Annotated in this window: 20 protein-coding genes; 9 read left to right on the forward strand and 11 right to left on the reverse strand. The window is 53.0% G+C overall.

Annotated elements, in window-relative coordinates; translation table 11 throughout:
* Positions 1-226: 226 nt before the first annotated feature.
* Complete coding sequence (locus tag KOR42_RS12645; RefSeq protein ID WP_146510199.1) at positions 227-544, reverse strand: hypothetical protein; 318 nt, start codon at positions 542-544, stop codon at positions 227-229.
* A 115-nt stretch (positions 545-659) separates the two neighbouring features.
* On the opposite strand from KOR42_RS12645, the gene KOR42_RS26620 reads away from it, so the two are divergent.
* A complete protein-coding gene (locus KOR42_RS26620) occupies positions 660-1,175 on the forward strand; it encodes a hypothetical protein (protein ID WP_197441128.1) in 516 nt (171 codons plus the stop codon).
* 262 nt (positions 1,176-1,437) lie between these two features.
* Here KOR42_RS26620 and KOR42_RS12650 read toward each other — a convergent pair whose 3' ends face one another.
* The 4 genes from KOR42_RS12650 to KOR42_RS12665 form a co-directional block, all read right to left on the reverse strand.
* On the reverse strand, positions 1,438-1,872 hold the full coding sequence (locus KOR42_RS12650) for a hypothetical protein (RefSeq protein ID WP_146510200.1): 435 nt from the start codon (positions 1,870-1,872) through the stop codon (positions 1,438-1,440).
* A gap of 289 nt (positions 1,873-2,161) precedes the next feature.
* Positions 2,162-2,608 (reverse strand): hypothetical protein, encoded by a 447-nt coding sequence (locus KOR42_RS12655; RefSeq protein WP_146510201.1) that lies wholly within the window; start codon positions 2,606-2,608, stop codon positions 2,162-2,164.
* An 81-nt stretch (positions 2,609-2,689) separates the two neighbouring features.
* A complete protein-coding gene (locus KOR42_RS12660) occupies positions 2,690-4,168 on the reverse strand; it encodes a sigma-54-dependent transcriptional regulator (protein ID WP_146510202.1) in 1,479 nt (492 codons plus the stop codon).
* Between the two features lie 309 nt (positions 4,169-4,477).
* Complete coding sequence (locus KOR42_RS12665) at positions 4,478-6,757, reverse strand: efflux RND transporter permease subunit (RefSeq protein ID WP_146510203.1); 2,280 nt, start codon at positions 6,755-6,757, stop codon at positions 4,478-4,480.
* Positions 6,758-7,289: 532 nt separating this feature from the next.
* On the opposite strand from KOR42_RS12665, the gene KOR42_RS12670 reads away from it, so the two are divergent.
* The gene (locus KOR42_RS12670; protein ID WP_146510204.1) at positions 7,290-10,457 is read left to right on the forward strand and encodes a tetratricopeptide repeat protein; all 3,168 of its coding nucleotides are present in this window, start codon (positions 7,290-7,292) and stop codon (positions 10,455-10,457) included.
* Positions 10,458-10,513: 56 nt separating this feature from the next.
* Entirely contained in the window at positions 10,514-11,410 is an 897-nt protein-coding gene (locus tag KOR42_RS12675) for a MotA/TolQ/ExbB proton channel family protein (RefSeq protein WP_146510205.1), read from the forward strand.
* A 108-nt stretch (positions 11,411-11,518) separates the two neighbouring features.
* Here KOR42_RS12675 and KOR42_RS12680 read toward each other — a convergent pair whose 3' ends face one another.
* On the reverse strand, positions 11,519-12,910 hold the full coding sequence (locus tag KOR42_RS12680; protein ID WP_231740902.1) for an OprO/OprP family phosphate-selective porin: 1,392 nt from the start codon (positions 12,908-12,910) through the stop codon (positions 11,519-11,521).
* A 333-nt stretch (positions 12,911-13,243) separates the two neighbouring features.
* Here KOR42_RS12680 and KOR42_RS12685 point away from each other — a divergent pair, with 333 nt between their 5' ends.
* Together KOR42_RS12685 and KOR42_RS12690 are read left to right on the forward strand one after the other, a co-directional pair.
* Positions 13,244-14,908, forward strand: a complete 1,665-nt coding sequence (locus KOR42_RS12685; protein ID WP_231740903.1) for an alkaline phosphatase — start codon at positions 13,244-13,246, stop codon at positions 14,906-14,908.
* A 198-nt stretch (positions 14,909-15,106) separates the two neighbouring features.
* Positions 15,107-15,910, forward strand: coding sequence for a metal-dependent hydrolase (locus KOR42_RS12690; RefSeq protein ID WP_197441130.1), 804 nt, complete (start codon positions 15,107-15,109; stop codon positions 15,908-15,910).
* A gap of 6 nt (positions 15,911-15,916) precedes the next feature.
* Here KOR42_RS12690 and KOR42_RS12695 read toward each other — a convergent pair whose 3' ends face one another.
* Entirely contained in the window at positions 15,917-16,858 is a 942-nt protein-coding gene (locus KOR42_RS12695) for a hypothetical protein (RefSeq protein ID WP_146510208.1), read from the reverse strand.
* A 295-nt stretch (positions 16,859-17,153) separates the two neighbouring features.
* Here KOR42_RS12695 and cysK point away from each other — a divergent pair, with 295 nt between their 5' ends.
* Together cysK and KOR42_RS12705 are read left to right on the forward strand one after the other, a co-directional pair.
* Complete coding sequence (gene cysK / locus KOR42_RS12700; RefSeq protein WP_146510209.1) at positions 17,154-18,086, forward strand: cysteine synthase A; 933 nt, start codon at positions 17,154-17,156, stop codon at positions 18,084-18,086.
* A gap of 145 nt (positions 18,087-18,231) precedes the next feature.
* Positions 18,232-19,311 (forward strand): SGNH/GDSL hydrolase family protein, encoded by a 1,080-nt coding sequence (locus KOR42_RS12705; protein ID WP_197441131.1) that lies wholly within the window; start codon positions 18,232-18,234, stop codon positions 19,309-19,311.
* 169 nt (positions 19,312-19,480) lie between these two features.
* On the opposite strand, the gene KOR42_RS12710 is transcribed toward KOR42_RS12705, so the two are convergent.
* Together KOR42_RS12710 and KOR42_RS12715 are read right to left on the reverse strand one after the other, a co-directional pair.
* Entirely contained in the window at positions 19,481-20,059 is a 579-nt protein-coding gene (locus KOR42_RS12710) for a thioredoxin family protein (RefSeq protein WP_146510211.1), read from the reverse strand.
* Between the two features lie 77 nt (positions 20,060-20,136).
* Positions 20,137-20,823, reverse strand: coding sequence for a hypothetical protein (locus KOR42_RS12715; RefSeq protein WP_146510212.1), 687 nt, complete (start codon positions 20,821-20,823; stop codon positions 20,137-20,139).
* Between the two features lie 366 nt (positions 20,824-21,189).
* Between KOR42_RS12715 and KOR42_RS12720 the strand changes: the two genes are divergently transcribed.
* The gene (locus KOR42_RS12720; RefSeq protein ID WP_197441132.1) at positions 21,190-21,597 is read left to right on the forward strand and encodes a cyclophilin-like fold protein; all 408 of its coding nucleotides are present in this window, start codon (positions 21,190-21,192) and stop codon (positions 21,595-21,597) included.
* A gap of 39 nt (positions 21,598-21,636) precedes the next feature.
* Here KOR42_RS12720 and KOR42_RS12725 read toward each other — a convergent pair whose 3' ends face one another.
* On the reverse strand, positions 21,637-23,910 hold the full coding sequence (locus KOR42_RS12725; protein WP_146510214.1) for a serine/threonine protein kinase: 2,274 nt from the start codon (positions 23,908-23,910) through the stop codon (positions 21,637-21,639).
* 229 nt (positions 23,911-24,139) lie between these two features.
* Between KOR42_RS12725 and KOR42_RS12730 the strand changes: the two genes are divergently transcribed.
* Positions 24,140-26,239 carry a sulfatase-like hydrolase/transferase gene (locus KOR42_RS12730; protein ID WP_146510215.1) on the forward strand — a complete coding sequence of 700 codons (2,100 nt, stop codon included), beginning with the start codon at positions 24,140-24,142 and terminating at the stop codon, positions 26,237-26,239.
* A 201-nt stretch (positions 26,240-26,440) separates the two neighbouring features.
* On the opposite strand, the gene KOR42_RS12735 is transcribed toward KOR42_RS12730, so the two are convergent.
* Positions 26,441-26,707, reverse strand: coding sequence for a hypothetical protein (locus KOR42_RS12735; protein ID WP_146510216.1), 267 nt, complete (start codon positions 26,705-26,707; stop codon positions 26,441-26,443).
* Between the last annotated feature and the right edge of the window lie 37 nt (positions 26,708-26,744).

Here is a 26,744-nt window from a genome sequence, read left to right on the forward strand (position 1 = left end):
GAATCATTTCGATCATCTCCCACTGAAGGTCAGTCAGGTCACTTGGGTACGCTTTTCGAATCGCCTCGGACACCGTGCACTCCTTTGCGTTGATGAACCGCAAAGTGTGAACAAAACCAGACTTTCACAAAACCTCAGTTTCCGGATAGCCTCTGAGTGGGGGAAGGTGTGCATGAGTAATCACAACCTCCGATGATACTTACCGCACCACTCTGAACGCGTATTACTATACTACCAGAAACGTGTTGCCCAATACCTGCATTGAATTCCCTAAACACTTGCTGATAATCTCCACCCAAGTTTTCATCAAGTCGTCATATCGCTCTTCCAGCAAGGCAGATGGAATTCCAGGTTGTTCTGACAATTCGTCAATTACGGCGTCAATATCAGATTCATTTCCATTCTGGACTACTCGCCGAGTTGCGTTCAGGCCGTTGACGATTCTTCCGAAATCCCCCGCCCCCTTAATCCTGCCGAGATCAGTCCCGTAAGCTGAGACGTGTCCCAGCATTGTCAACGAAGCAACGTAGTGGTTGACAACCAAGCGAGCACTCCGCTACTCCACAAGGGCGTATTGACACAGAGGTTCCTCCGTTCGAGAATGGAGATGTGGCACACAAACTCTGAGCGGATCTATTTTTCGGAATGACGCCGTCCTTATGACTGGACATGACAACATCATCAATCGCTATCCGGTGATTGGGGCATCGGCCATGATGATCGGAACAGCTGCGTTTGCGTGGCTTTTCAGCCGCAACATTGGCTGCACAGCATTTTTTTTCATCATCGGCCCCATAATTCACTGGCTAATGTGGCGGGAAGATTTCGACGGAATTCAATCCGAATTCCGCCATCGTCAGATTTTGAAAACTCGATTACCAATCCAGCCAGAACAATTCTTTGACCGGTTCTATGCTACTTCCAATTTAGATCGCGATTTCGTTATCGCCTTTTTGAAGTTCTATTCACATTTCTGGAACGCTGACATCCAATTGGTTCGTCCCTCCGACAACCATTTTGCGATCGACGGACACTGTAGCAACGATGTTTTCTTTGCAAACCTGCATGAACAGTTCCATGTTTCGTTCTCCGATGAAGATATCTCTCAGATCGATGGAACGTTCGATTCGTTAATCCGGAGCGTCTACAAAATGCCGCGCTCCCTTTCCAACTGACGACCTCCACAAGCAGGTTCAGAACCGATTCAAGAAGATCCAGACGCAGGCCAGCCTTAGAATTCCATTGAAGAGTTGTGCATGGGTGCAACACCTTCGCTGGCGTGGGCATTCCACTCCCTTCGATTCTCGTTCACCAGGCCACGCTGACTTGCATGTCTACCATCATTGGACGGTTTTAGAGAGTCCCCCAAACAAGATCAAGCGCTCGGGAACGATGACTTTTCGAATGGAGAATTGTCGTCATTTGTTAGGAATCAAACTAACTGGGTGGTTGTTGTTCGTTGTTTGCTTCGGGTGACTGTTCTTCTGAGGGAATTGTGGAGAGGCCGCGTTTTTGTTTTTCTTCTTCGATGCGAGGAAGGTATTTGTCTGGAGATTCGAGGAGGGGTTCGCGGCAGCTTTCGCAGCAGATGAAGATGGGGTCGCCTTCGACCATGACTTTGACCGGGGTGCCCATGCTTCCGAGTTCTCCTCCGCCGACCGGACAGACGACTTGTGCTTCGATGAGGGCGCGATCGGCTGCTGTCAGTTCTTCAGTGACTGATTCTCCATTGGCGCTCTGCCCGCTGGCTGAATTGGGACTCTCGGCTTGTTTGTCGGCACACCCACTCGCTGACAGTATCAATCCGGAAACCACTGCAAGAGTTGCCAGGCTGTGGCTGCGTACTTTGGTAGAACGAACACTCCGCTTCATCACAATCTCTCCGCTTCGATATTCAACTCAAACTTGAGAACTTGTTGTTCTCGCTTCTTTCGATGATTGCCGCGTTTGCTTGTGCGAAACGCTGCGAACTCAAGCAAAAAATGCCCTCGAAAAGATCGCGAGCATCGACACGATTGTCCTGTTCCGACGCGGTCTTCGCAATCGATTGGTCAGAAATCGTCGCTGGGTGGCGTGCTTTTTCGATTGAAGCAGCGGAGAGATTCGCACTCGATCGAGACGTTCGCTGCGAGAGTGCGTTCTATTTTCTCGACGGGGAGCATTAAGAGATGATGACATCTCCATCGTCGTCGAGGTCGAGGCTGGCGGTGATTTCATCGAACATCGGACGATAGAACTCGCGTTCGTGATCGGTGAGTTGAGCCATGATGAAAGCGGTGAATCGGCCCGTTCGGACAGCCCGCAGGATGACGGAATTGATCAACTCCAGGCACACGAAGTTGAGATCTAGACCATCTGCTTCCCGGTCTCCGAGATTGGTCGTTACGGGGATCGATTCGACTTCCCCGTATTCCTCTTCAAGAGCAGAGCGGGCTTCGTTGAGAACGTGTTCGATATCGGGACGTTCCCAAAGGAGAGTGATCGACCAGAACGCCGCTCCGTCGCTGACTGTGATTGTCAGATCGTTGTCCGGAGTTTGCTGTTCCATCGTTTCCAAACCCTGGGGATATTGGAACACAATTCCATGCTTCCGGTAGATCGAATCCATTTGCTTCACTAACTCCGTTTTTTATACATCACGCGAACTGATGGGCTCGACTCCAGTTCGTCAGAAAACCCATTGCGAATGTCAGTTGTTTGACTGAGACGATTTGAGAATCTCGTACTTTTTCATCTTATTGTAGAGAGTCACGCGACTGATACCGAGTTCCTTGGCTGTGTTCGTTCGCGAGTAATTGTTCTTGTAGAGTGTTTGCTCGATGATCTCTTTCTCACTGACAGCGACTTGCTGCCCCAAAGAGTTTTCATCGGCGGCTGGCTTCGTCGTTCCGAGCCGGATCGATGGATCGTTCGTGGGGCCGACTTGACCATTCAGCAGGTGAGGCGGGAGATGTTCCGGCTTGAGAACACCATCGCGACAGTAGATCACCGCTCGCTGCATGACGTGTTCGAGTTCACGGACATTGCCCGGCCACGGATAGCCCAGCAGAGCATCGAGAACGGCATCGTCGATTTTGCTGACGGGAATTCCGTGTTTGCTTCGGAACTTCTGGATGAACAATCGACTGAGGGGAATGATATCCATCTTCCGTTTTCGAAGCGGAGGGATTTCAAACTTCATCATGTTGAGGCGGTAGTAGAGATCGGGGCGGAACTTCCCTTGCTCGACCAGTGGTTCCAGATCCAGATTACTGGCGAAAATGAGTCGGGCTTCCGAGACGTGAGTTCGGTTTGAACCGACCGGCTCGAACTCACCCGTTTCGATGACTCGCAAAAGCTTGACTTGCTGATCCGGGCCGAGGACATCGATTTCGTCGAGGAGAATTGTTCCCCGCCGGGCTGCCAGGAATTTTCCTTCTTTGTCTGCATGAGCACTTGTGAACGCTCCTTTGGCATGGCCGAAGAGTTCGCCTTCGATCAAGTCTCGCGGCAGTGCTCCACATGCCACATGCAGAAAGGGTTGGTCGCTTCTGGGTGAGCGGGCATGGACCATTCGGGAGAGATGAGTCTTCCCGGAACCGGTTTCCCCGATCAGAAGAATGGCGACGTCGTGACCGCCGGCGATTTCGAGATCGGTCAGCATCTTTCGAAACTGCGGGGATCGCGTTTCCACGAGTGGAACGTTTCCGTCGAAGACATCCATCTCGGCATCCGAAACCGGTGTCAGCCGCGAAGAGTCCGGAGGAATTTCAATGGCTTCGGTTGTCATGCTGGGCGGGACATTGACCGATTCCGCCATTCTCGCCAAGTAGGCGGAGACGAGATCTTCGAGACGTTCATAGGCGACGTACCGATCGAACGCGGTCACTTCCACTGCGGGACGTGCTTCGTCGACGGAAACGAGTTCCCAGACCTGAGTCTTCAGATCGTGTTTCTTCAGAAATGTAATCAGCCGCGATCGCAAGTCGTGAGCAGCGGCGATTTCTTTCTCACTTGTCCCGGCGGACTGATCGATGATCAAGTGATTGACATCATTCTCAGTGAGCAAAGTCAAAACGCTCGACAGTTCTGTCGTCGTGAGCACAGTTTGACCGGTGGATATGGATGCACAGATGCGATGGAGTCGAGTCTCTGATGGGCAGCAAATAAGCGAGGAGGACAAAGGCATAATTGGATTCCTTGAGAACCCTTGGAGGTCAAGAGTTGAGTGGGAAGATTCAGTGTCGCTGCAAGACGCGACGAATCTCTTCGGAACCCATAAAGAACACATGCAGTGCCAAGCAAACCAGTTTTGCCGAGTTTTTCTGCAAACGTGCGTTCTATCCCGTTTTCACCACTCCGCCGTTTTGACCGCGTCGAAAGTCAACGATCTCACGCGTTGCCAAGAACCCACACGTTGAGGCGACGTGTTGCAAAAGTGCAACATGGGTTGCTTTCCGGTCGCATCAGCTTGCGACGACAACTTAAGAAAGATGTTCTAAGCGACGGAATCAACCTGTTCAGAAACGGTTTCTTCGTCTTCAGTTGTGACATGATCGGCGACAAAGATCTTCAGCAGCGACGGCAGCAGGAAGAGGTTACACAACAGCCCTCCGGCCATCGCGACGCTTACCAGAATTCCGAAATCCGCGAGAGGCACAAAGTTCGAGAGAGTGAGAACACTAAATCCGACAACGAGTGCCAGGGTCGCCAGAACCATGGCGAGACCGACTTCGGAATGCGCTTTCACGACCGAGGTTTCATGATCGTGTCCGTCACGACGTTGTCGCTGGTACGTGAAGATGTAGTGGATCGTCGCATCGACCGTCAGGCCGATTGAAACACTGGCGATCATGGCTGTCCCGATGTTCACAGGCAGGTCGAGCCACCCCATCGAACCGATGACGACGAGAATCGGAAACAAATTCGGGATCGTCGAAATGAGTCCCAGCTTGAGGCTTCGCAGAGCGAACGCAATTGTCCCGGTGATCCCAAGCGCAGCGATCACGAAGCTGAGCAGCTGATCATTGAGGAGACTCTTAATGAGATTGGCCAACAGAACGTAAAGCCCGGAAGCTCTGGCATCGGGGAAATACTGTCGCGCGACTTCCCCGACCTCTTCAATCAGTTTGAGTTTGACCTCGGCCGACTGCTGTTCCCGAGCGCGAAGTAGAATTCGCATCTGCCCGAGATCAGCTCGATACAGAGAAGGAGTCATTTCAGGTTGAAGCGAGTCGAGCAAGTCTTGTCGCTCTTCTAAGGTGGGCGTTCGGAATCTTGGGATGACTGAGAAAACTCCTCCGTCGCGGCCGGAAGAAACTCGAACCTTCGGCACGAGATCGAGGCCATCGGTCAGGGAAATCACTTTCGTCAGCCCGGACTCGTCATCGCTCACCATTTCTTTCAGTTCGACGGTCAGGTCGCGGACTTTGTCGAGCAATTCGTCATCGAGTTCATGGGGAACGCCGAACGTAATTTCCCAGGTGCCGACTCCTCCCATTCGCGTTTCAAAGAACTCAATCGCCTTCACGATGGAACTGTTGTTACGAAAGTTTTTGCTGAAGTCGGTTTCGACGTTCAATCGAGCCAATCCGATCCCCGCAAAAATCGCCACGAGAATGACGGCAGCGAACAGCCCTTTGGCGTGCTGATTGGCCCAGTGAGCAATTTGCGTCAACACGGCCACCATGCGGGTTTCTTCAGGAGGAGATTCGGGTTTGTATTGGCCGCGTCCGAGGAGCATCCCTCCCGGCAGAATCAACACACAGACCACTGGAATCAGAAGCGATGCAGTCGCCATGAGCACCGCGAAACTCCGCACCGGAACAATGCTCGAACTGAAGAGCGAGAAAAAACCGACGGCAGTTGTGACACATGTCCAGAAGATTGGCCGGGCCAGATGTTGTTCGGTCAGGCGAAACGCTTTCTCTCGGTCGAACTCAAGGAGATACCTCCGGTACACAAGCGTCACGTGCATTGTTGTCGCGATAACGATAATCGTCACCAGTGAGGGAACAATCGAGCTGACGATACTCAAATCGAGTCCGGTCAATGATGTGAGCCCTTTCGTCCAGATCAACACGACTTCCATGATGATCAGCGGCAGAACGACCCAGCGAAGACTTCGAAAGAGAAACAAAATGACGAGAGACAACAGAATAAACGAGGAGTAGCCGAGGACCCACGAATCCTGTTCGACGTATTCGAACGTCTCAAAAATCTGCAACGGTTCACCAGCAACGACCGTCTCGGGAGAGTGATTCGATGCGATTTCGCGGACCTGGCGAAAGGTCTCCCCCCGGGGAACACTCGCAGTCGTCGTATCTTCGAGTCTCAGAATGATGGAAACGGTTTGATCGTCATCACTCAAAAGGACACGGCGGGACAAATTGAGAATGGACTCTTCAACCGATCTGAGGCGCATTGCCACGCGAAGCAGTCCGCTTGCACGGTCATTTCGAAGCGTCGCTTCCAGATCTTGTGTGCTCTCGGAACGGATTCCGGGAACGGCCGAGAGGTCGTCTGCCAGTTGGCGAACGTTTTCGAGAGTTTCGGAACTGGTCGGGTCGTCGACCGGAAATCCGACAATCAGAAACTCGTCCCCGCCGAACGCTTCCTTGTTCTCCAAATACGAAACAAGAAGTGGATCGCTGGGATCGTAGAGCGACTCGATGGTTCGATCGTATTGCAACTGTGTGGACGGGACGTAGAGGACCGCTGTCACCACAAGGGCGATCGCCAGAAGTATCCAACTTCCGCGAATGAGTCGTTCGTCCATGGTCTTGCTTTGTGCCTGCCTGCGATGTTGGAGCGCTCAACGAGAGAGTTTTCGACGACGGAATCTCACCGGACTGCTCCTCGCGACGACCGGGACACTTCCTGTCCGTTCCCAGCACGTCCGTGAGCGAGATGAAGCGTCGACGCGACTCGAATGACAACTTCCGAGATCATGACGACTCTTAGCGACATTGGAAAGACCACCTGACGATTTGAGATTCCATTCAGAAATCTCCTCCTCAAACAAGTCGTTTTGCATCAATCTCAGCTGCGGGAATGCATCTCGGTGTGGCTGGGATTTTAGGTAGTTTCGGTGAACGACAACTCTCAGAGTGGGTGGAAGATTGCATTTTCCCGTCAACCAATCCGGGCGCCCACTTGTCGGTTTCCGATGGGGACAGGTAAGATAAATCATCCAAATCGCAAACTTCCATCATGGGTGAGGAAACACGTTTCGGAAAGGAGTCCGTCCCATTCACAACTCAGCGCTCTCCCACTCCGCACTTCTCCTCATTCGAAAACACAACCGGTAGATGATGAGTCAAATTCCCTGCTCACAATACGGCGGTGTTCCACTCCAGCTGAAACAATGGTTGTCCTGCCTGATTCTCATCGCAATGACACCGTTGCTTTCGTATGCGGACGCAGTCACCGACTACAATCTTGCCATCGAGTTCTACAAGCAGCAGCGGTGGAAGCTGGCCGCTGATGCCTGCGAAACATTCGTCACAGAGCATCCCACGCACGAACGGGTTCCGGTCGTCCATCTCTACTGGGGACAGTCGCTCGTTCACCTGAGAGACTTTCAGAATGCGCGGGCGAAATTTGAACGCTTCCTGAAAGAGTCGCCCAACTCATCCGATCGGCCATTGGCGATGTATCGGATCGGCGAGTGCAGCTACTTCGTCAATGACCTTGACCGCGCGAAGGCCGAACTCACAGCATTCCTGAAGTCCTACAACAGCCACGAGCTGGCAGAGTGGGCCATTATCTACCTCGGCGAGGTGGAATTTCGTCGCGGGGAGCACACCGAAGCAGTCAAAGCGTTTCAGTATTATCTGGACAACTATCCTGGCGGAAAACTTCAGGACGACGCCGAATACAGCCTTGCCCGGGCTCTCGAAGCGAACGGACAAGCCGACGAAGCGAACAAGCTCTATCAGAAGATTTCAAGCTCTGCGACACACCCCCGCGCCGCAGATGCACTCTTCAACCTTGCTGCTTCACAGTTCGCCGCGGGCAACTTCGGCACCGCTGCCGAAGCTTTTTCGGCGGTCGGCACTCGTTTTCCCAGTCATCGTCTGGTGCCCCTTGCTTCTTTGAATGCCGGATACGCACATTATCAGCAACAGCAATTCAAAGAGGCCATCGAGCAATTTCAGATTGCCAAAACACTCCCGGAACAAAAGGAAAACGCAGACTACTGGACCGGATTGAGTTACAAGTCGCTGAACGAATTCGAACAGGCTGTCGAAGTCTTTTCTCGCTCACTCAACGACAACCCCAAACAATCGCTCGCGCCGAATCTTCACTTTCAATGGGGAGACTCAGCGTTGCGTCTTGGGAATCTGGACGTCGCGATCGAACAGTTCGAAACGGTTTATCAAAACTGGCCAGACAGCGAATACGCTGACGATTCGGTTCACTCAGCGTGTGAAGCGGCCTTTCGACTCGGAGATCTTGACCGGGCGGAAGCACTGAATCTGGTGTTCAACGAAAGTTACGCCGATGGCGGGCTGCGCATGGTGCAACAACTGCTGGCAGGACGAGTCTCGATCGCTCGGAGCGACGCTCCCATGGTCGAGTCCGCACAACGTCAGGAGTTGCTGAAGACCGCGGTCGAACTCTTAAGCGACGTGGCCGAGACTTCGACGATTCCGCAAACGTCACAACTCGCACAATTTCAGCTGGCCCGCGCATACGAGCGACTCGAAAAGAATCAGGAAGTCATCGACACAATCTCCGCTCTTTTAAAGAGTGAACCGCCGCTGGAAGATGAACTCGTCCACGATGCCCATCTTCTCCTGGCGAATGCCCGCTTGCGACTTGATGACTTCCCAAATTCGATGCAAGGGTTTCGGGATGTCATTGAAAGTGCGGAGTCAGATGCCGAACGAATGAACGGGCTGACCGGACTGATTGTCGCAGCAACCGAAAATCAGCAATGGGAAATCGTCCGCCAATCTCTCCAACAGTTGAAAGACATCGACAAAGACGATCGGCAACTGAGCCGGCTCGCAATCGCTGCAGGTGACTCTGCGTTCGAAGCTCAGGAATGGGAAGAAGCCGAGTCATTCTTCAAAATGGTCACTGCCCGCAATCAGGACAATGACGCTGCCCGATCCGCGTACTCCGGACTCGGTCATGCTTTCTACAAGCAGGAGAAATTCGAAGACTCCGCACATGCATTTGCTTCACTCGCAGACATCGCGGAGATGGACGACGAACTCAAAACTCACGCCTTCTACATGCAAGCGACTGCCTTGCGAAATGCGGACCAGCTTGAGAAAGCGCTCCTTGCCTTCGAGGAAGGGGTCACCACCTATCAAGACGCTGATTTCCCGAAACTCACCAAAGAGACACAAGAGAACATTTACCGCCTTGCGAAAAGCGGAGCACGAGTCGCGCGTGAACTCGATCAGATCGACGTCGCGAACAAGCTGTATCAAGTCGCCTTCGATCAAATGAAATCGCGACCGGACGAAGAGCAGACAGAGCTCGATCGATTGATTTTCGAGTGGGCAGATGTGAACTATAACGCCGACGACTACAAACGAGCTGATGAACTCTATCAACTTCTCGTTCAAGAGCGTCCCGACAGTCCGCTGGCTGATGACGCGAGCTTGATTCTCGCGGAGAGTTTGCGATTCGATGAGCAGTCCGCTGAAGCGATCGAAGCCTTTCAGGCGATTCTCGCACACCCGAATGCTGACGAATTCGTTCGTCGCCGCTCGCTCGTGCATCTGACAGACCTCTCGGCAGAAAGTGAAGACTGGGAAACAGTGCTGAGTTCTGCACGCATGCTCAGAAACGAATTCCCAATGAATTCACATTCCCAATACGCTGAATACAGAATCGGCGAAGCACTTCTGCAAACCGGAGCAAACTCAGAAGCCTACGAGCAGCTCAAAACACTTCGAAGTTCAATTCAGGAGGACCTGGATGACGCCCCGGTCTGGTGGGCAGAAGTCTGGATTCTGTTCGCGGAAAGTGCCCTTCGCCTGAAGAAATACGAAGAGCTGCGAGCGGCCATTGAAGAACTGCAAAGCCTCGATCCGATGACCAGTGCCATCCAACGCGGAGAACTTCTCGTCGGCCAGAGCTTCGAACAGCAGGCACGGTTTGATGATGCCCGCAGAGCGTATCTCCGCATCGTCTCGTCCCCAACCGGACGAGGAACCGAAACAGCTGCGGAAGCCCAATTCCGAATCGCGGAATCGTTTTTGAAACAAGAGAACTTCGAACTGGCGCTCAAAGAGTATTACAAAGTTTACGCGGGTTACGACGCTCCCACATATGAAGCAGCCGCGCTCTTCCAAGCAGCCCGGAGCGATGCAGCCATGAAGCAATGGCAGGGTGCGTTAAAGTCCTACCAAACTTTGCTCGACGAATTTCCGGACAGCCAGTACGCTCCCGAAGCACAAACTCAAATTGATCAGATCCTTCAAACCATCCCCGAACTCAAATCGGAAACAGAGTAATGGAGCAAGTGTCGTTTCTGAACACATGGACTCGATCAGATGGGCTCGGATTGGGCATGTTCAAATTCTCCGCGCTCTTTCTCCTCGTTGCTCTCGCATTTGCAGGTGAGTTCCTCGGGAAATCCGTTCTTGCACAGGAAGTCGAACTGACGCCGGTTCCCGCATCTGAGGTCGATAGCTCGACGATTCCCCAGCCATCCTCACAAGGCAGCGAAGCCCAAACCGAGCCGGGGGCGGCCGATTCGCCCAAGCGCGGTCTGCCAACGAACATCCTTGAGATCTTTCTTTCTCTCCGGTATTGGATCATTCCGTTCGCACTAGCCACGCTGATTGCGGTTTGGTTCACCACCGAACGCGTCGTCGTGCTTCGCCGGGGACGTGTCATTCCCAAACCGTTCGTGCTTCGGTTTCTGAAGCTTCTCGATGAAGGTGAACTCGATCGCGAAGAAGCTATGCAGATTTGTGAAGAGAATGGATCTCCAGTCGCGACCGTCTTCGCACACGGCGTTCGAAAGTGGGGCAAGCCCAGCGTTGAAGTCGAACAGGCGATCATCGACGGAGGCGAACGACAGGTCAGTGCGCTTCGAAAACACCTTCGCGTAATCAATGGAGTCGCAACCGTGACCCCGCTGATCGGCCTGCTCGGAACGGTCTGGGGAATGCTGGAATCGTTCAATCAAATCGCTGTTTCCGGAGCGATGGGAAACACAAATCAGCTCGCATCAGGCATCGCGCTGGCACTGGTCACAACTGCCGCGGGATTGATTGTCGCGATCCCGTCTCTGATTTCCTACATGTATTTGTCCGGTCGAGTCGATTCGATTGTGATGCAGATGGACGACCTTGCTCAACGTGTGGTCCACAACATCTCTGCTGAAGGAATCGCTGAACGAGAAGCGAGTTTAAGGATGGTCGCGGGCTCGAAATCCGGAACCAAAAAATCAGCCGGATAAGCTTGAATCCCAACACGCTGCGTGATGGATGATTCTCTGCTTTCGTAAACACCAGCAATTGCCTTGCTGCGCTCCTCGGTTGCAAGTCATCAAAGCAGTTGGAGTGGCCTAAAACTCGAACTGAAGTCGCGTCGCAAAGAACAGACTGCGTGCGTCCTCGATCCCGTCATTATTCAGATTGACGGGTATCACATTGACGACCACTCGAGCATGATCGTTCAGATACCAGTTGAGGCCAGCCACGAAATTGGTCATTGAGCCTCCCATGATATCTTTGCTGTTCAAGTCAATATGGGAGAGTCCGCCGGTCAATTCAATCGCTCCGAAACCATCCTCCTCGTCATCTCCAAAGTCTCTCTTCGGAAGAACGCCGGAGAAAATCCCTCGGCTCCGATTGTAGATCGCATGTTCTCCAGTCAGCATCAGCCCCGCCTGCACATACCCGGCATGAAACTGGACCGACGAATCGCCGATCCGATCCACGATGGTCCAGCGATATTCTGCTTGAGTACGAAAACACTTCCACTGGAAAGCGAGTTCCGTGTTGAAGTAGTTCGCGGTATGAGTCGGAATTTCACCTGTGTTGACGAACTGAGGCACAGAGTCGGAATCGGGACTCGCAGGATCGCCAATGAAAAATCCCGGTTCGTAGGAAAATTGCAGCTCATCCGTCGACGGGTTAATGAGCGTATATCCGCCCCCAAGATGGATCAGAAAATCCTCGAGATCGACAACAAGCAACGTTTCTCGCGTTGCCAGTCCCCAGCCACCGTTGTTTCCGCTCGAAACACCGAAAGCATTTGTCGGGAAACGATACGCGGAGAAGGCGTAAGTTCCGGACTTATGTGGAAACGTACCGAAAGCACGAACTCCCGTTTGACGAAATGGCGTCAATGCAAACGGAGACATCCGTTCAAGAAGAAGCAGTTCACGACCGCTTGACTCAGCATCCATTCCGTAAGGCTGTTTGAAGTAACCCGCCTCAATGTTCTGAATCACCGGGACATCAGAAAAAATGAGGGCGACATCCCGAAAGCTCGGATGTCCACTCGCTGCGAAATCGAGATCGACGACATAAGACGCGTTCTCACGGACTCTTCCTCCCGCCCTTAGGCGAACACGTCGCAAGCCGAACTGCGAAGAGATATCTCCGACGATATCGATGGTCTCCTCATCGGCGACCACCCACCCTGAATCGAGTTGCAGAAACCCGCTCCAGTGCAGCGTGGGGTACTTCGTCTCCTGTTCTAAAGCCTCTGAGATTGTCGGCGTTTTGAACTCGTAATCAGTCAGGTTGAGTCGCTCCTGAGGTTCCGCCTGTTCCGGTGTGACGGGAGGGGGGGCATCCTCATCAGTCGCTGGAGCAGCAGGTGCAGGAGTGGTCTCTGCCGGGATTGCTTCGGGGGGCACCTCGTCAATCGGAGCAGTTTCAGACAGGTTCGGGATCGGTAACGGAGGGACGATCGGGTCATCGTCCTGAGCGCAAAGGAGTGTCGACAAGATCATCCAGGAGATCGAAAAAGTGATCCATTCCGGGATGCGCATTTGTTTGACCAGTTTCGGGAGAGGGATGGAGTTCCCTAATCGTTACAATCGGCCCCCAACTTGCTTCGACTTTGAAGAAGATTGAAATCACTTTAAAGATTTCGCCAAATGATGTCTCGGATTGCCTTTTCTCAGCCCTTCGACCCGGCCTCTGTACCTTTAATGTCCGGCGACATGTCTCTAGACTTCTTCCAGCCGTTTTCAGTCCGCAAGACTTGAGTCACTTGTCACTCAAACGGTGAAATCCTTCCCTTTGGCATTAAATGCCCCTCCACTTTGCACAAATCAATGGCAGTTATTATGCGTTATTTCCTCGCTCTTGTTGTGCTGCTTGCAGCTGTCCAACGTATTCAGGCAGAAGAATCTGACTATCTTCGAGCAATCCAGTCTGAAGCAGTCGAGGCGAAGAAAGCTGACTTCGGACATTGGGGATGGACACCCGACCAGTATCTCCAATGGGGAACCCACAGCAATCGACTCATCCCGGTTTACACGTTCGGAACACAGGGAGCAGGCAAGGGAATCGATCTGACGGAATTCACCGGTCCGAACAGCACCTATCGATCCGCCGAGAGCATCACTGAACTCTACGGCCGACTCCCGCAATCGACCTTGAATCCCAACGCGGAGTACTGTGATCAGACAGACATCGCACGAATCCAGTCAGCTGCCCTCACTGCGGGGAAGAAACACATCTTTCTCGTCGTATTCGACGGAATGGACTGGATCACGACGCGCGCAGCGAGCATCTACAAAGAAGGGGCCGTTTCCTACGACGCGGGTCGCGGAACAGGACTCCATTTCCAGGACTACACCGCGAACGGAACGACACAGTTTGGATTCATGGTCACTAGCCCTTACGTTGACGAAGCTCAGGTCAACGTTGATCAACAGACCGCTGTCTCCGATCTCAATTCCGCACTTGGAGGTTACTGGTTCGAGCGTGGAGGCGACGCCCCGTGGATTGCTCCCTCAGACCCAACCTACCTGATTGGGAAGAAAACAGAGGCTGGCCCGCGACAGGCTTACACAGATTCGGCCAGTTCCGCCACGAGCATGACCGCGGGAATCAAGACCTTCAACGCGGCAATCAATGTTGACCACAGCGGCGAACGGGTCCGCACGATCGCTCATACTGCACAGGAACTCGGATATCGAATTGGAGTCGTTACCAGCGTTCCCATCAGTCACGCCACACCAGCTGCGACATATGCTCACAACGTTTCACGAAATGATTATCAGGACCTGACAAACGACCTTCTCGGTCTGCCATCCGTTTCCCATCCGAAAAATCCTCTGGAAGGAGTCGACGTTTTGATCGGCGCTGGCTACGGGGTGTCGCGGGATCTTGATTCCGGACAAGGTCAGAACTTCGTCCCCGGAAACGCCTATCTTGCCGAAGGTTCGATCGAAAAGATTGATGTCACCAAGGGAGGCCGATACGTCGTCTCAACTCGTCAGGAAGGGAAAGACGGAGCAGCCCAGTTGCAGAACGCCGCCAAACATGCGGCCGCCGAGGGCCATCGCCTCTTCGGATTCTACGGTGCAGAAGCGGCCCATTTGCCGTATCGCACAGCTGACGGACAATACAACCCGACTCAAGGCCGCAAGAAAACCGCCGAGTCCTATTCAACAGCAGACCTCGAAGAAAACGCAACTCTCGCCGAGATGACTCAATCAGCACTGACCGTTCTGGAAGCGGACGGAAAGCCCTTCTGGATGTTAGTCGAGGCAGGTGACGTCGACTGGGCGAACCACGACAACAACATCGACAACTCAATCGGAGCCGTCATTTCGGGCGACGAGGCCGTTCAGGTCATCACCCAATGGGTCGAAGATAACAGCTCATGGGACGAAACAGTCATGATTGTCACCGCTGACCATGGACATTTCCTGGTTCTCGAACGTCCCGAACTGCTCCTTCCGCCCGCCTCGGGAACGACTTCCCGTTGATGAAAATCGCGATCTATGCTATTTCCCAGCGAAAGCTAACCGAAATCCCGCATTCGAGCACGTCCTCCATGCGGGTTCGGAATTCGCACACGCATTCGACGACCAGTTTTGAAGAGGCTCGTTCCGTCGAGCGCAAGCGAAGGAGCAATTGTTTTCGTCGACGATCTTTCGCAGTGAACCAGCGTCATGGAGGACGCAATGGCGTCATTCAAGGAGCATGTTGGTTTTAGTGGATTGCTGGGAGTCGGGTACGGACTCGCAGCGACGTTCATGTTCGGGTTTCAACCAACACAAGCTGCCGTGGCTGGGTATCTCGCCGGCGTGGGTGGAATGCTCCCCGATCTCGATTCACCAACGGGCAAGCCGGGCCAGGAAATCTTCTCGCTGACAGCGGCGGTCGTCCCACTTGTTCTGATTGGATATGTCCTGAAATGGGCAGGACTTCCAACAGATACCGAAACCGTCATGCTGACGTTGCTGCTGATGTACTTCGCGATCCGGTATGGAGGATCGTGGCTGGTGGCCCAACTCTGTATCCATCGCGGCATGTTTCACAGCATCCCAGCAATGTTGATTGCTGCCGAAGCAACCTATCTCTTTTACCCGAGCGATGAACTCTCGGTGAAACTCCTCATGTCGGGAGCTGTGACGATTGGTTTCTTCTCACATCTCTTTCTCGACGAAATCTATTCCGTCGGATGGTCGGGTCCGATTCCCAAGCTGAAAAAATCATTCGGAACCGCACTGAAGCTTTACGGAACGAAGTTTGGACCGGCAGCATTTGCCTACGCGTTGCTGGCGTTCATGACCTTCGTCACTCTCGAAGATGCAGGTATCATCGGCCCCCCCGAACCGAGACAGGCAACTTCTCCGTCGGGTGACGAAACAGAGGACTCCGAAAATCCACCGGATTTCCAGCAGTCCTCTGAAGCGCTACCACTTCAGTCCGCCTCAAGAACGCCCGACGAACTCACCGACGCACCGCGATTTCAAACGCAGTAGAAGAACCTACGGCTTCGCTTCAGTCATTTGCGGAGGCAAGATTCCCTCCAGTGTCGGCGCTGCTCCTGTCGCTCGCTGCTCTTCCCGACAGGCATTGACGTAAACTTCTGCCGTCGTCTGCAAGAGTGCCCCTCGATCTTCTTCCGAGACCCCTTCGAGACGCGAAGCGACAGCTTCGACCCATCCGGGTTGTCGCGTCATCGCCACGGACATCATCTTCACGAAAAGGCTGATCTCTTCAAAGTTTCGATCGGCAATCCGATTGCTGATCGGAGAGATCAACTTGGCGATCAGAGCGATCGCATCTGATGGGAGCGAAACATAGAGATCCACCTGATGCCGCACACCTTTCGGAGTGAATGTCGGGCGCAGATGCATCATCGCCACAGCCTGAATCGGCGAGCTAAGTGCCGGGCTCTTGAATTCTCCTCGACAGACGACGATGTAGTTTTCTGCATCGCGGAGAAGAACCTCGACTGTTCCCTGGGTCCCGTCGTTGGTATTCGTCTCAAAGACAGTCGGCGATTTTCGATCGAGTTCGACTTTGGAAATATCCATGGCTCGCCAGATGCTGACCGCCACATCAGGTCGGTCCGCAAAGAAGTCATAGACTTGTGGATCGACTTCGAACTCAATGACAGGCAGCCGACGGAACAATGTGAGATCATCGAGAATCCCAAGCGCTGACTGTTGACCATGTGGCGTCAGCTTTTGGATTGGAAACTGCGCAATGGCAGCGTTTCGCACTCGACGACTCGACGTTCCTTCTTCAATTGTCTCAACGTTCAGAGACAGTTTCTGTTCATTGATCGTCGATCGACGAATCGGAATGACGGATGAACTTTCAACACCATCATCAGCTGCCAGGTTGTTTCCGTATGGTGTCCATACCGAACAACACAAGCAGGCCAAAACGCTGGCATTGACCAGTGAGCGCAACGGTCGCATGAATTCCCCCCCTACGACGTCACACACGGCAAGAAATGCCGCCCAGCACTGCCCCCCAGCGCGATCGTGACGTTGTATTCGTGATCATCGGCAAACTCACTCTGATGAGAACAGTCGAATTCTCGATCTCAAGCATCGAACCTCAGAGAGGTCGATTCACTGTGTTTTCCCATCGATCAGAATTTTGCCCCACCGTTGACATGATCCCTATTGCTCGCAAACCGCCTGCTCTCCATAATCCGCAAAGGAGGCTTTCGAAAACAACTAGACGAGCAAAAATCAGGAGAAACACAACATGCCTGTTTATCAAGATAACTCACTCTCCATTGGCCGGACTCCACTCGTCCAAATCAATCATCTGACCAAAGGGCTGAAAGCCAGAGTTCTTGCCAAGATCGAGGGACGGAATCCTGCCTACTCTGTGAAGTGCCGCATCGGGGCTGCCATGATCTGGGATGCCGAAGAGAAAGGTCTCCTTAAGCCGGGCATGCAGGTCGTTGAACCAACCAGCGGAAACACAGGAATCGCACTCGCGTTTGTGTGTGCGGCGAGAGGCTACCCACTGACGCTGACGATGCCAGACACCATGTCGATCGAACGCCGCATGATGCTCAGATCATTCGGAGCGACCCTGCTTCTGACTCCCGGAGCAGACGGAATGAAAGGTGCCATCAATAAGGCAACGGAATTGTCGGAGCAGGAAAACTACTTCATGCCTCAACAGTTCAACAATCCGGCGAATCCTGCCATCCACGAAAAGACCACCGGCCCGGAAATCTGGGACGACACAGAAGGCAACGTCGACATCTTTGTCGCTGGAGTGGGAACTGGCGGAACGATCACCGGCGTCTCCCGATTCTTCAAGAATGTCAAAGGCAAGCAAATTCATTCCATTGCCGTTGAACCAGCAGCGAGTCCGGTCCTCTCCGGAGGAGAGCCTGGCAAGCACAAAATTCAGGGGCTGGGAGCCGGTTTCATTCCCAACAATCTGGACATGAGCGTCGTCGACGAAGTCGTTCAGGTCACAGACGAAGAGTCGTTCGAAATGGCTCCTCGAGTTGCCCGCGAAGAAGGGATCACTTGTGGAATTAGCTGTGGAGCAGCGATGACTGCAGCTCTCCGAGTTGCTGCCCGTCCAGAAAGCGAAGGAAAGACCATCGTCGTCGTCCTTCCCGATTCTGGAGAACGCTATCTCTCCACTGCCCTGTTCGACAGCTGCCGCGACTAATCGATTTTCGAGGTTTCTCTGAACTCGTCGAGCTTCTCAGAAGCCAAATCGTATCAGGAAAGATGCTCTAGCCTTGAACGTTTCCACCCGTTCAAAAACCCGAGCCGGGTCCCGAAAGCGGCCCCGGCTCAGGTTATTTCTGCTCTTGGCTCTTCTGATCTTCACTGTCTCGATTGTGATCTCAGAACTCTCGCTTCGTGCTTACATTGCCTCACGAGGCTGGACGACGAATTGCTTCGCACCGCAGCTCGATCTCTTTGTGCCCGACTCCGTGAACGGAGCCACTCTTCGAAGCAACTTCCGACTGAAGTCCGGATCATTCGACATTCGGACCAATCAATTCGGACTCCGTGGCCCTGAAATCGAACCGAAGCCAACTGACGAAACTCTTCGAATTGCAGTCCTCGGCGGATCGTCTGCGTTCGGGTATTTTGCGAGTGATGGACAGGAAGCTGCCCGACTCCTTGAAGAGTTGATTCGGGAAGCAATTACTGAAGGGTCGGACCGCTCGATTGAAGTCCTCAACGCCGGGGTCCCGGGCTACAACCTCTTTCACACCATCCATCGATTTCAAAGTCGAGTCTGTCCGCTGAAACCGGACATCGTGCTGCTCTACCTCGGTTGGAACGATTTGACTTATGTCGTCAGCGAGAGCCCCAATACTCAACAGCATCAACAACGCACGCTCGCTCCACAATGGGAGCGACTGCTTGGAAGTTTTGTCCTCTACGACGTGATTGCTTACCGTATCTTTCAACGCTCTCCGCAATTCGCACCTCAATCCGGAATCAACAAGCAGCCGACAGAAGCGGGGATTGCTCAGTTCCGAAAGAACCTCGATCGACTCTTGACCGACATCGAAAGCTGCGGAGCGGTTCCTGTTGTCTGCATGCAACTGATGGCAGCCCATCCTGATGCAGACTCAAGGCTGGACTCCTCTCTAGGAACGACACCTGAAGATGTGCGCGAAGTCAAAGAACTCGGAATCTGGCTACGGGATGAACTCACCCAGATTGCTGAAGAACGGCAACTGATGTTGATTGACGCGAATTCGTCCATTCCGATCGATCCCGACCACCTCGCCGATGCCATTCATCCCACTCTTGTTGGCGAACGACGACTCGCCGATTTCTGGAAGGAATCGATTGAACCACTCGTCTCTGCCCAATGGGAAAAAGACGCTGCAATCGACGAGGAAGTTCCTGACCAAACCGACGCCCCATAATGAACACGTCCAGAAATAAACACTTTCCCTAAACGAACACGTCCGCGCCAACACTCGAAGAGAATGACAACTCTTCCATGCTGGCTCGGACGAACGGTTCGCGAAGCGGCTTCTTCCCGAGCAATGAAATGCGCAGAGAAGTGCTCAGGTGTGCTACGGCGGAGTGAAGTTATCCTCCGAAGTAAGAGGGTGCGTTCCCTTCACGCCATTTGATATTGCATCCAATGCTTGGCTTCTGGTCTTCCCGAATCGGTTCCCCGTCCAGAAGTGCGTCGCAGGCAGCTCTTAAGTCTTCACCGGTGACTGGAATGTCCGATTGTGGACGGCTGTCGTCGAACTGTCCTCGATAGACCAATTTATGATCGGCGTCGAAGAGAAAGAAGTCCGGAGTACACGCAGCGTGATACGCTTTGGCCACGTCCTGAGTCTCATCGTAGAGATAAGGAAATGTGTACCCCGCCGACTTCGCTTCTGCTTTCATTTCCTCCGGACCATCTTGAGGATGTGTCGTGACGTCATTGGAACTGATTCCAACAACTGCGAGCCCCTTCAACTGATACTCCGAAGCAAACTCAGCCAGCGCCGAGCGGAGGTGAATCACAAACGGGCAGTGATTACAGATAAACATCACCAGCAGCGGCTTCCCCGTAAAATCCTTGAGGGAAACTTCTTTCCCGTCCACGTTCGATAGTGAGAAGTCGGGAGCGGCATTCCCGAGCGGCAGCATGGTTGAAGCAGTCTTGACCATTAGAAATTCCTTATTGCGATTGAATCCGGATGATAAAAAAATGAGAGGGCAACTCAGCAGTTGGAGAGTGACTCAGTCTACTGATTAGACTCGCGATCTGCTTTGCGACCTCGAATTTCCAGGTCGTTCCACATCCCGAAGTCGTCAAAAGATCCCAGTCCAATCTGCCCCCACTGAAACGTCCGATCATGAGCCACCATTTGCGGTGTGCTCATATCGTCGAAATAGACCTCGATCAAACCATCCTCCACATTGCGAACGAGTTTGACGGTGTGCCAGGTGTCGTCTTTCCAGGGAGTCCCGCTGTTCACCTGTTCGCTGATCTTGATACGAGGGGCATCATTGACGATGAAAATCTGATTGGCGTGTGGATCAGTTTTCTCGCCGAGATGGACATAATAAAAGTGGGCCGGATCCTGGTATCCAAAAAAGAGACACATGTCGCGATGGGCTCGAGACGACTGCAGAGTTTTGACTTTTACCGTAATGACGAAGTCACCCACGGTCAGATCTTTGAGCATCGAAATGCTGTGCGGGCTCCGGTGCGGAGGAGCGTAGTCACTCCTTCCAAGAAGATGGTATACGTGATCTCCATCTTCATCGGTGACTTTCCACTTCGACTCATCCGTGGGAGACCATCGGTCGACGCCACTTTCGAAGTCGTCCTGATAGAGCAGAGGAAGAGACTCTTCAGCAATTGTCAGCCCTGCAAAACAGAGCACGATCGCAAACATTGTGAAAAGGCCCCGGGTCAGGTTTCTCATGCGTTTTTTCCTGGAGAAAGTTTGTTTCCCGATTTGCAGTGATCGAATGACTCACACAGCGATGAATTCGTTGCGCACGAATCGACACTTGCGACGACAGTAAACATTGCTCAAAGTCAACCAGTCCATTTCCAAGTTTTCTCGACACTCACTCGAACTTGATTCTCTCGGTGAATGTTGCGCTGACTCGCGAGAATCAGTGCAAACCAGAGATGAAAATGATCTGCGCGATTTCCCTGAATCGTCGATCACGTCAACGATCTGTTAGGCTATCGATTTATTTCACGCGTCCGCAACCAACATTGAGCCTGAGAAGTCCTTCGAGCAAGAATCACCAATCACAAACGCAGCATGGAGAAGGGACCAATGCCAACACCGATTCGAATCGTTATCAAGAACCTGACGTTGCGAGCAGAACTCAACGACAGCGAAACAGCTCAGGCAATCGCCAGTGCTTTGCCCATAGAATCCAAGGCGAACTGGTGGGGAGACGAAATCTATTTTTCAACGTCAGTCGCATGTGATCCCGCCGCCGATGCCCGAGCGGAGTTCGAAGTTGGCGAACTCGGTTACTGGCCACCGGCGAATGCGTTCTGCATCTTTTACGGGCCGACTCCCATTTCTAATGGCGGCAAACCGAAAATGGCAAACCGGGGAAACCCGATCGGCTGGGTCTCCGATGACACCGAGAAATTGCACAAGCTCAACAAGGCTGCAACGGTTCGTGTCGAGCTCGATCAACCTGAAGAAGAAGTGAGCGATGGCGATTGTTGACGCAGCCTTCGTCATCGCCATCACGAAATATCTTCGACGTCATTGGATAATCGTTCGATCCATTGATGGCGGCGGATCATCATCCGAAGCCCCCTTCCCCGACGCATCTTTCGAACTCGAAGTTGCTTCGCCTTCTTTCTTCTTCGATGACTGCGAACTCGAGGGGCGATCCGGGCGAATTCCCCGTTCAAATTTCCCCCACCAGGCGTCTGCGTCTTCGAACGTCCACTCCTGAAAGTGTGGTGAACGATGGAGCAACATCGACAAGTCACGAGCCGTTTGCGGTCGCTTCGATGGAGACTTTTCCAGACAACTCAACAGTGCGCTCTCAAGCTGATCGGAGATTGAATCCCCACTGAATTCAGAAGGAGCTGCTGGCGTTTCCGTGACATGGAGATTGCATAGCTCCACGAGATTCCGAGCTTCGAAAACCGGCCTTCCCGTGAGCAGGTAATAGCCGACAGCTCCCACAGCGTACAAATCGCTTCGTGCATCGACCGCAGCGGGAGTTTGAATGGCTTCCGGTGACATATACAAAGGAGTCCCCGTCAGCGAGTCGGCAGTGGTCATCTTGAACTGTTTGTCGTCGTCGACCGCTTTCACGAGGCCGAAGTCCAGAACTTTGACGACGTCAGGAACTCCCCCACGGCGATTCAGCATCAAGTTTGCGGGTTTAATGTCTCGATGAACGAGGCCAAGCGAGTGAGCTTCGTAGAGTGAACTGCAAATCTGGTCCAGAATCTGGAGGACTCGAGATTCAGAAAGCGGACCGTAAGTCTCGACCATCTTCTGAAGATCAATTCCGCTGAGATACTCCATCGCATAATAAAACACACCCTCCGGCGTTCGACCGTAGTCATAGATCGCAATCGTGTGTGGATTGTTCAGCTTACAAGTGATCTGAACTTCACGCTCAAAACGAGCAACGGAATTGTCGTTGACGATTTCCGGATTGAGCAACTTCACGGCCGTGGGCCTTCGGAGCATTGAGTGGAATCCTTTGTAGACTTCCCCCATTGCTCCTGAGCCGATCTTTTCTTCGAGGGTGTACTGCCCGAGTTGTTGAGCCTCGATCGCAGCAGCCTGAGCCTTCCGCTGCAGCTTGGCAACAATCACCGTGAAGATAAAAATGGCGATGGCGGCCAGTCCCAGAAGCGTGTACAGCCCCCAAAACGTCTGCTTAAGAATGAAGAGTGGACGATACGACTGAGCAACATCAACTTCGACCGCCAGACCGATGTCGTACTTGGGAATCCAGGTCCAGGCGCCGACCACCGGAACGCCCCGGTAGTCGTTGTAACCGTCGACATTCACATTCGTGTTGCCGTCGACGGCATCTCGCACCATGAACGTCATGGGCAGTTTGGAACGTCTCTGATTCGGACGATATCCCGTCGTCATGTTCCCGCCAGGATCTCGAACCAGAAGCCGGAGGATTGATCTCGACTCCGCTTCGTCGGGAATCAGCCCCAAAAGAATCAATTCTTCATCGAACCGACTGTTGGAGACAAGCATCCCATCGCGGTTGAAGGCGTATGTTTCCCCGGTCTCTCCGACCTGCCCCAACTGGAGGATTCGAGTGAATTCTTCATCGGGTCGAATCCGCAGTGCGAGCGCCCCGACAACCTGAAAGCTGTCATCGCGGACCGGAGCGGCGGCGTACATGACCGGTTGTCCTGTCCGCATTTCACCTTGCTCTGTATCCATTCGAACGACGCTTGGAAACGGAGGAGTGACCGTCGCTTCACCGTCATAAATGCGATCCAGAAACTTGTCATACTCGACAACGTTCTTCTGACCGATAAGTTCCTGATCGGAGCTGGCAATGATCTCGTGATTTCGATTCGCGACGAAATATCCATCGTACGAATGCGAAGAGAGCAGCGCAGAAACTTCTTTCGTCAGTTCGTTTCGGATTCGTGAAAGCGTCTCAGCATCCGCTTTCTCACTCGGATCGGTTTTGATCAACTCATAGATATGTTGTCGAACATCAAGATCATTCGCTTCCGCCTGGGCATTTGATTCCTGAACACGCAGCCAGCTAATGAGCATTTGCGTCTGAAGATCGCGAAACGCCGTCAATCCGGCGCTGAGATTCGCTTTCATCGTCCGCTCAATCGCCGACTGAACAAAGACGCCGATGACGAACAGCAGAATCACAGCAATGATCGGCCAAACCCAAAGCTGCTTCTTCAGAAAGAGCCGGGTTCTCGTCACCTGTTGCGACAGCCCTCCCGCGACCCACGATTGCCGCGCAGCTGCAATTGAACGGTTGAGAAGCGAATTGCGAAAGTTGGGAGAGAAAAATTTCAAGGTGCGAACTGCTCTTTAAAAGACGATCAGCCTTAAAAGTGTTGGCATTGAACTGAACGGAACCCACAGCCATGACCAACAACGTTCCGCAATAATCATTCTTCGACAATCACATTCAGGAGAACTCAATGCCGTCAAAAGCGAGGATTGCCCCGCCCGAAGAGTCGATTCCTGACGGTTCCGTGCCTCGACGATGATGGAATGAAATTAACGGTTCGAACGATTGATCGTGTTGGAACATTGGTCCCGACGATTTGACGGCATCGCCGAGACCAATCAGAATCAGCAAGACATTAAAGTCGCTTTCGATCGGTCGCCCACCTCAATGGTGTCAACTCGGTCGTTTTACCTTTTGGAAGACGTCGCTATGCCAGAGCACTTTTCGAACCAGTCTTCACGTTCTCGCCTGAGCACTCAGAACGATCCCCCTGTCGATCCCCTTGTCGATCACTGTGCCGATTATTCTCTCCAAAGACAGAGGCAAAAGGGACAGGCCCCAAGCCTTCAGTCTCCCTTTCGCGCGATTCCTGGTGCCTTCGTCTTTGTCTTCAGCGCAATTTTTCTTCTGAACTCAACGTGCCGAGCGGAGTCTGAACACCCGAATGTGCTGATTGTCATGACGGATGATCAGGGCTACGGCGACCTCAGTCTGCACGGAAACCCGCACCTCCAGACGCCGAATCTCGACGACTTCGCTCATTCAGGAGCACAATTTGAGCGATTCTTCGTCAGCCCGGTCTGTGCTCCGACGCGAGCCAGTCTTCTCACCGGACGCGATCACTTAAGAACCGGAGTGAGTGGCGTCACGCGCGGGTTCGAAAACGTGCGTGGGGAAGAAGTCACGATCGCCGAACTCTTTCGAGATGCAGGTTATCGAACCGGTTGCTTCGGAAAATGGCACAACGGGCGACACATGCCAATGCATCCGAACGGACAAGGGTTCGAGACATTCATCGGTTTCTGTGCCGGTCACTGGAACTCTTACTTTGATCCGCCTCTCGAACACAATGGGGAAGAGATTCAAGGCAAGGGCTACATCATCGACTACCTGACTGACGAGGCGATCGAATTTATTCGAACCGACAAGGACAAACCCTGGCTTTGTTACGTCGCGTACAATACCCCTCACTCACCTTGGCGTGTTGCGGATGAGTATTGGAATCGATTCAATGGAATGGGACTCGACACCAAAGCTCAATGTGCTTACGCGATGGTCGCCAACATCGACGAGAATTTCGGAAGACTGATTGAAGCGCTCGATCAAAATACCGCCAAGGAGACCATCGTCCTTTTCCTGACCGACAACGGTGCCAATTCAGACCGATTCAATGCCGGGATGAAAGGACGAAAAGCTTCGATCGATGAAGGCGGATCGCGTGTTCCGCTCTTCATCCGCTATCCCCAGGCGATTTCGTCCGGAACCATTGTCAAACCCATCGCTTCTCATCTCGACTTGCTTCCAACACTCGCCGAATTCTGCAGCGTTAAGATCCCCGAAGATGTTCGAGAACGACTTGATGGAACATCGCTTGTTCCGTTGTTGACCAATGCGAACGCTCCGTCCGAATGGCCCAACCGGACGATCTTTACCGATATGTATCGAACGACCCGTCCCGACCATTTCCGCGCGGCCGTGAGAACCGATCAGTGGAGAGCAACGATTCAAGGTGATTCGGCAGACCCCCAACGTTGGGAACTCTACGACATGGTTTCCGATCCGGGACAACAGAAAAACGTCGCTGCATTCCATCCCGAAGTCGTCACAGAACTCCGGGACACCTACCTGAAATGGCGATCGACTATCGACTTGGATTCGCTTGATGATGTTCGAATTCCCGTCGGCCATCCGTCGCGAAATGCTTATCGGCTGCCAGCCAACGAAGCCTTCCTGAGGCCGGAAGTCGGTGAAGGCATTCGGTACACCGGCGATACCGCTGCTGGATACGCCAACAGTTGGATCACCGATTGGACGAACACCGACGCGTTTCCAGAATGGACCATCGAAGTGACCGAAGCGGGACGATATTCGCTCTCTCTCGAATACACATGTCCCCGTGAAATCGTCGGCAGTCAGCTTCGACTCGAAATCGGTGACCAGGCAACTTCAGTCAATATCCCGAAAGCCTTCGATCCCCCACTCGTCCCCAAACCGGACCATCTGTTCTCGACCAACTATCAAGACAAATCAGCTTGGGCAACGCTTGAGATTGATGAATACGAACTTGAAGCCGGAGTTTATCCGGTTCGGGTCCGAATCAATTCTTTGGCCGGGGAGCGAGGAATTGATCTTCGCTCATTGACTCTCACCCGAGCAAGGAATTCCAACTGAAGCATTCTCCAAGCATCACGCTCCTCCTCCGATGAGTACAGCGTTTGAACGTGGACTTCGCTTCAATGCAAAAGGAAGATGTCTCGACGAATCGTTGCGCTGACAGAGTGCAATGCGTCAATTGATTGCACGGAGTCGATCGAGCGTGGAATCGCTCCGTTTCAACGATGAGTTCCGTCAACTAACAATTCGTTCCGTCAACTACTGAGGGAATCGATCTCGGCGATGCTGGGCGCCGCGCACGTACTGTCGGGCGTGTTTCCTCGCGGACATCTTTCGGAAGAAAAGAGCCAGGCCGACCACCAACATCAACAGTCCGACGATCCATCCGCCATGGACCGGCTCGACGAGATAGTGGGCAGTACTTTCGGATGAAACCGCACCATGTCCTGGATGGGCGATGACAGCGGAAGTGAAAATTGTGTCGACCAAGAGTCCGAGACATCCAATTCGCAGCAAATGGTTCAAGAGTTCACTCCGCAAGACAGAAAATTGATCACCGACA

Source organism: Thalassoglobus neptunius, assembly GCF_007859735.1.
In the GTDB taxonomy this organism is placed as follows: domain Bacteria; phylum Planctomycetota; class Planctomycetia; order Planctomycetales; family Planctomycetaceae; genus Thalassoglobus; species Thalassoglobus neptunius.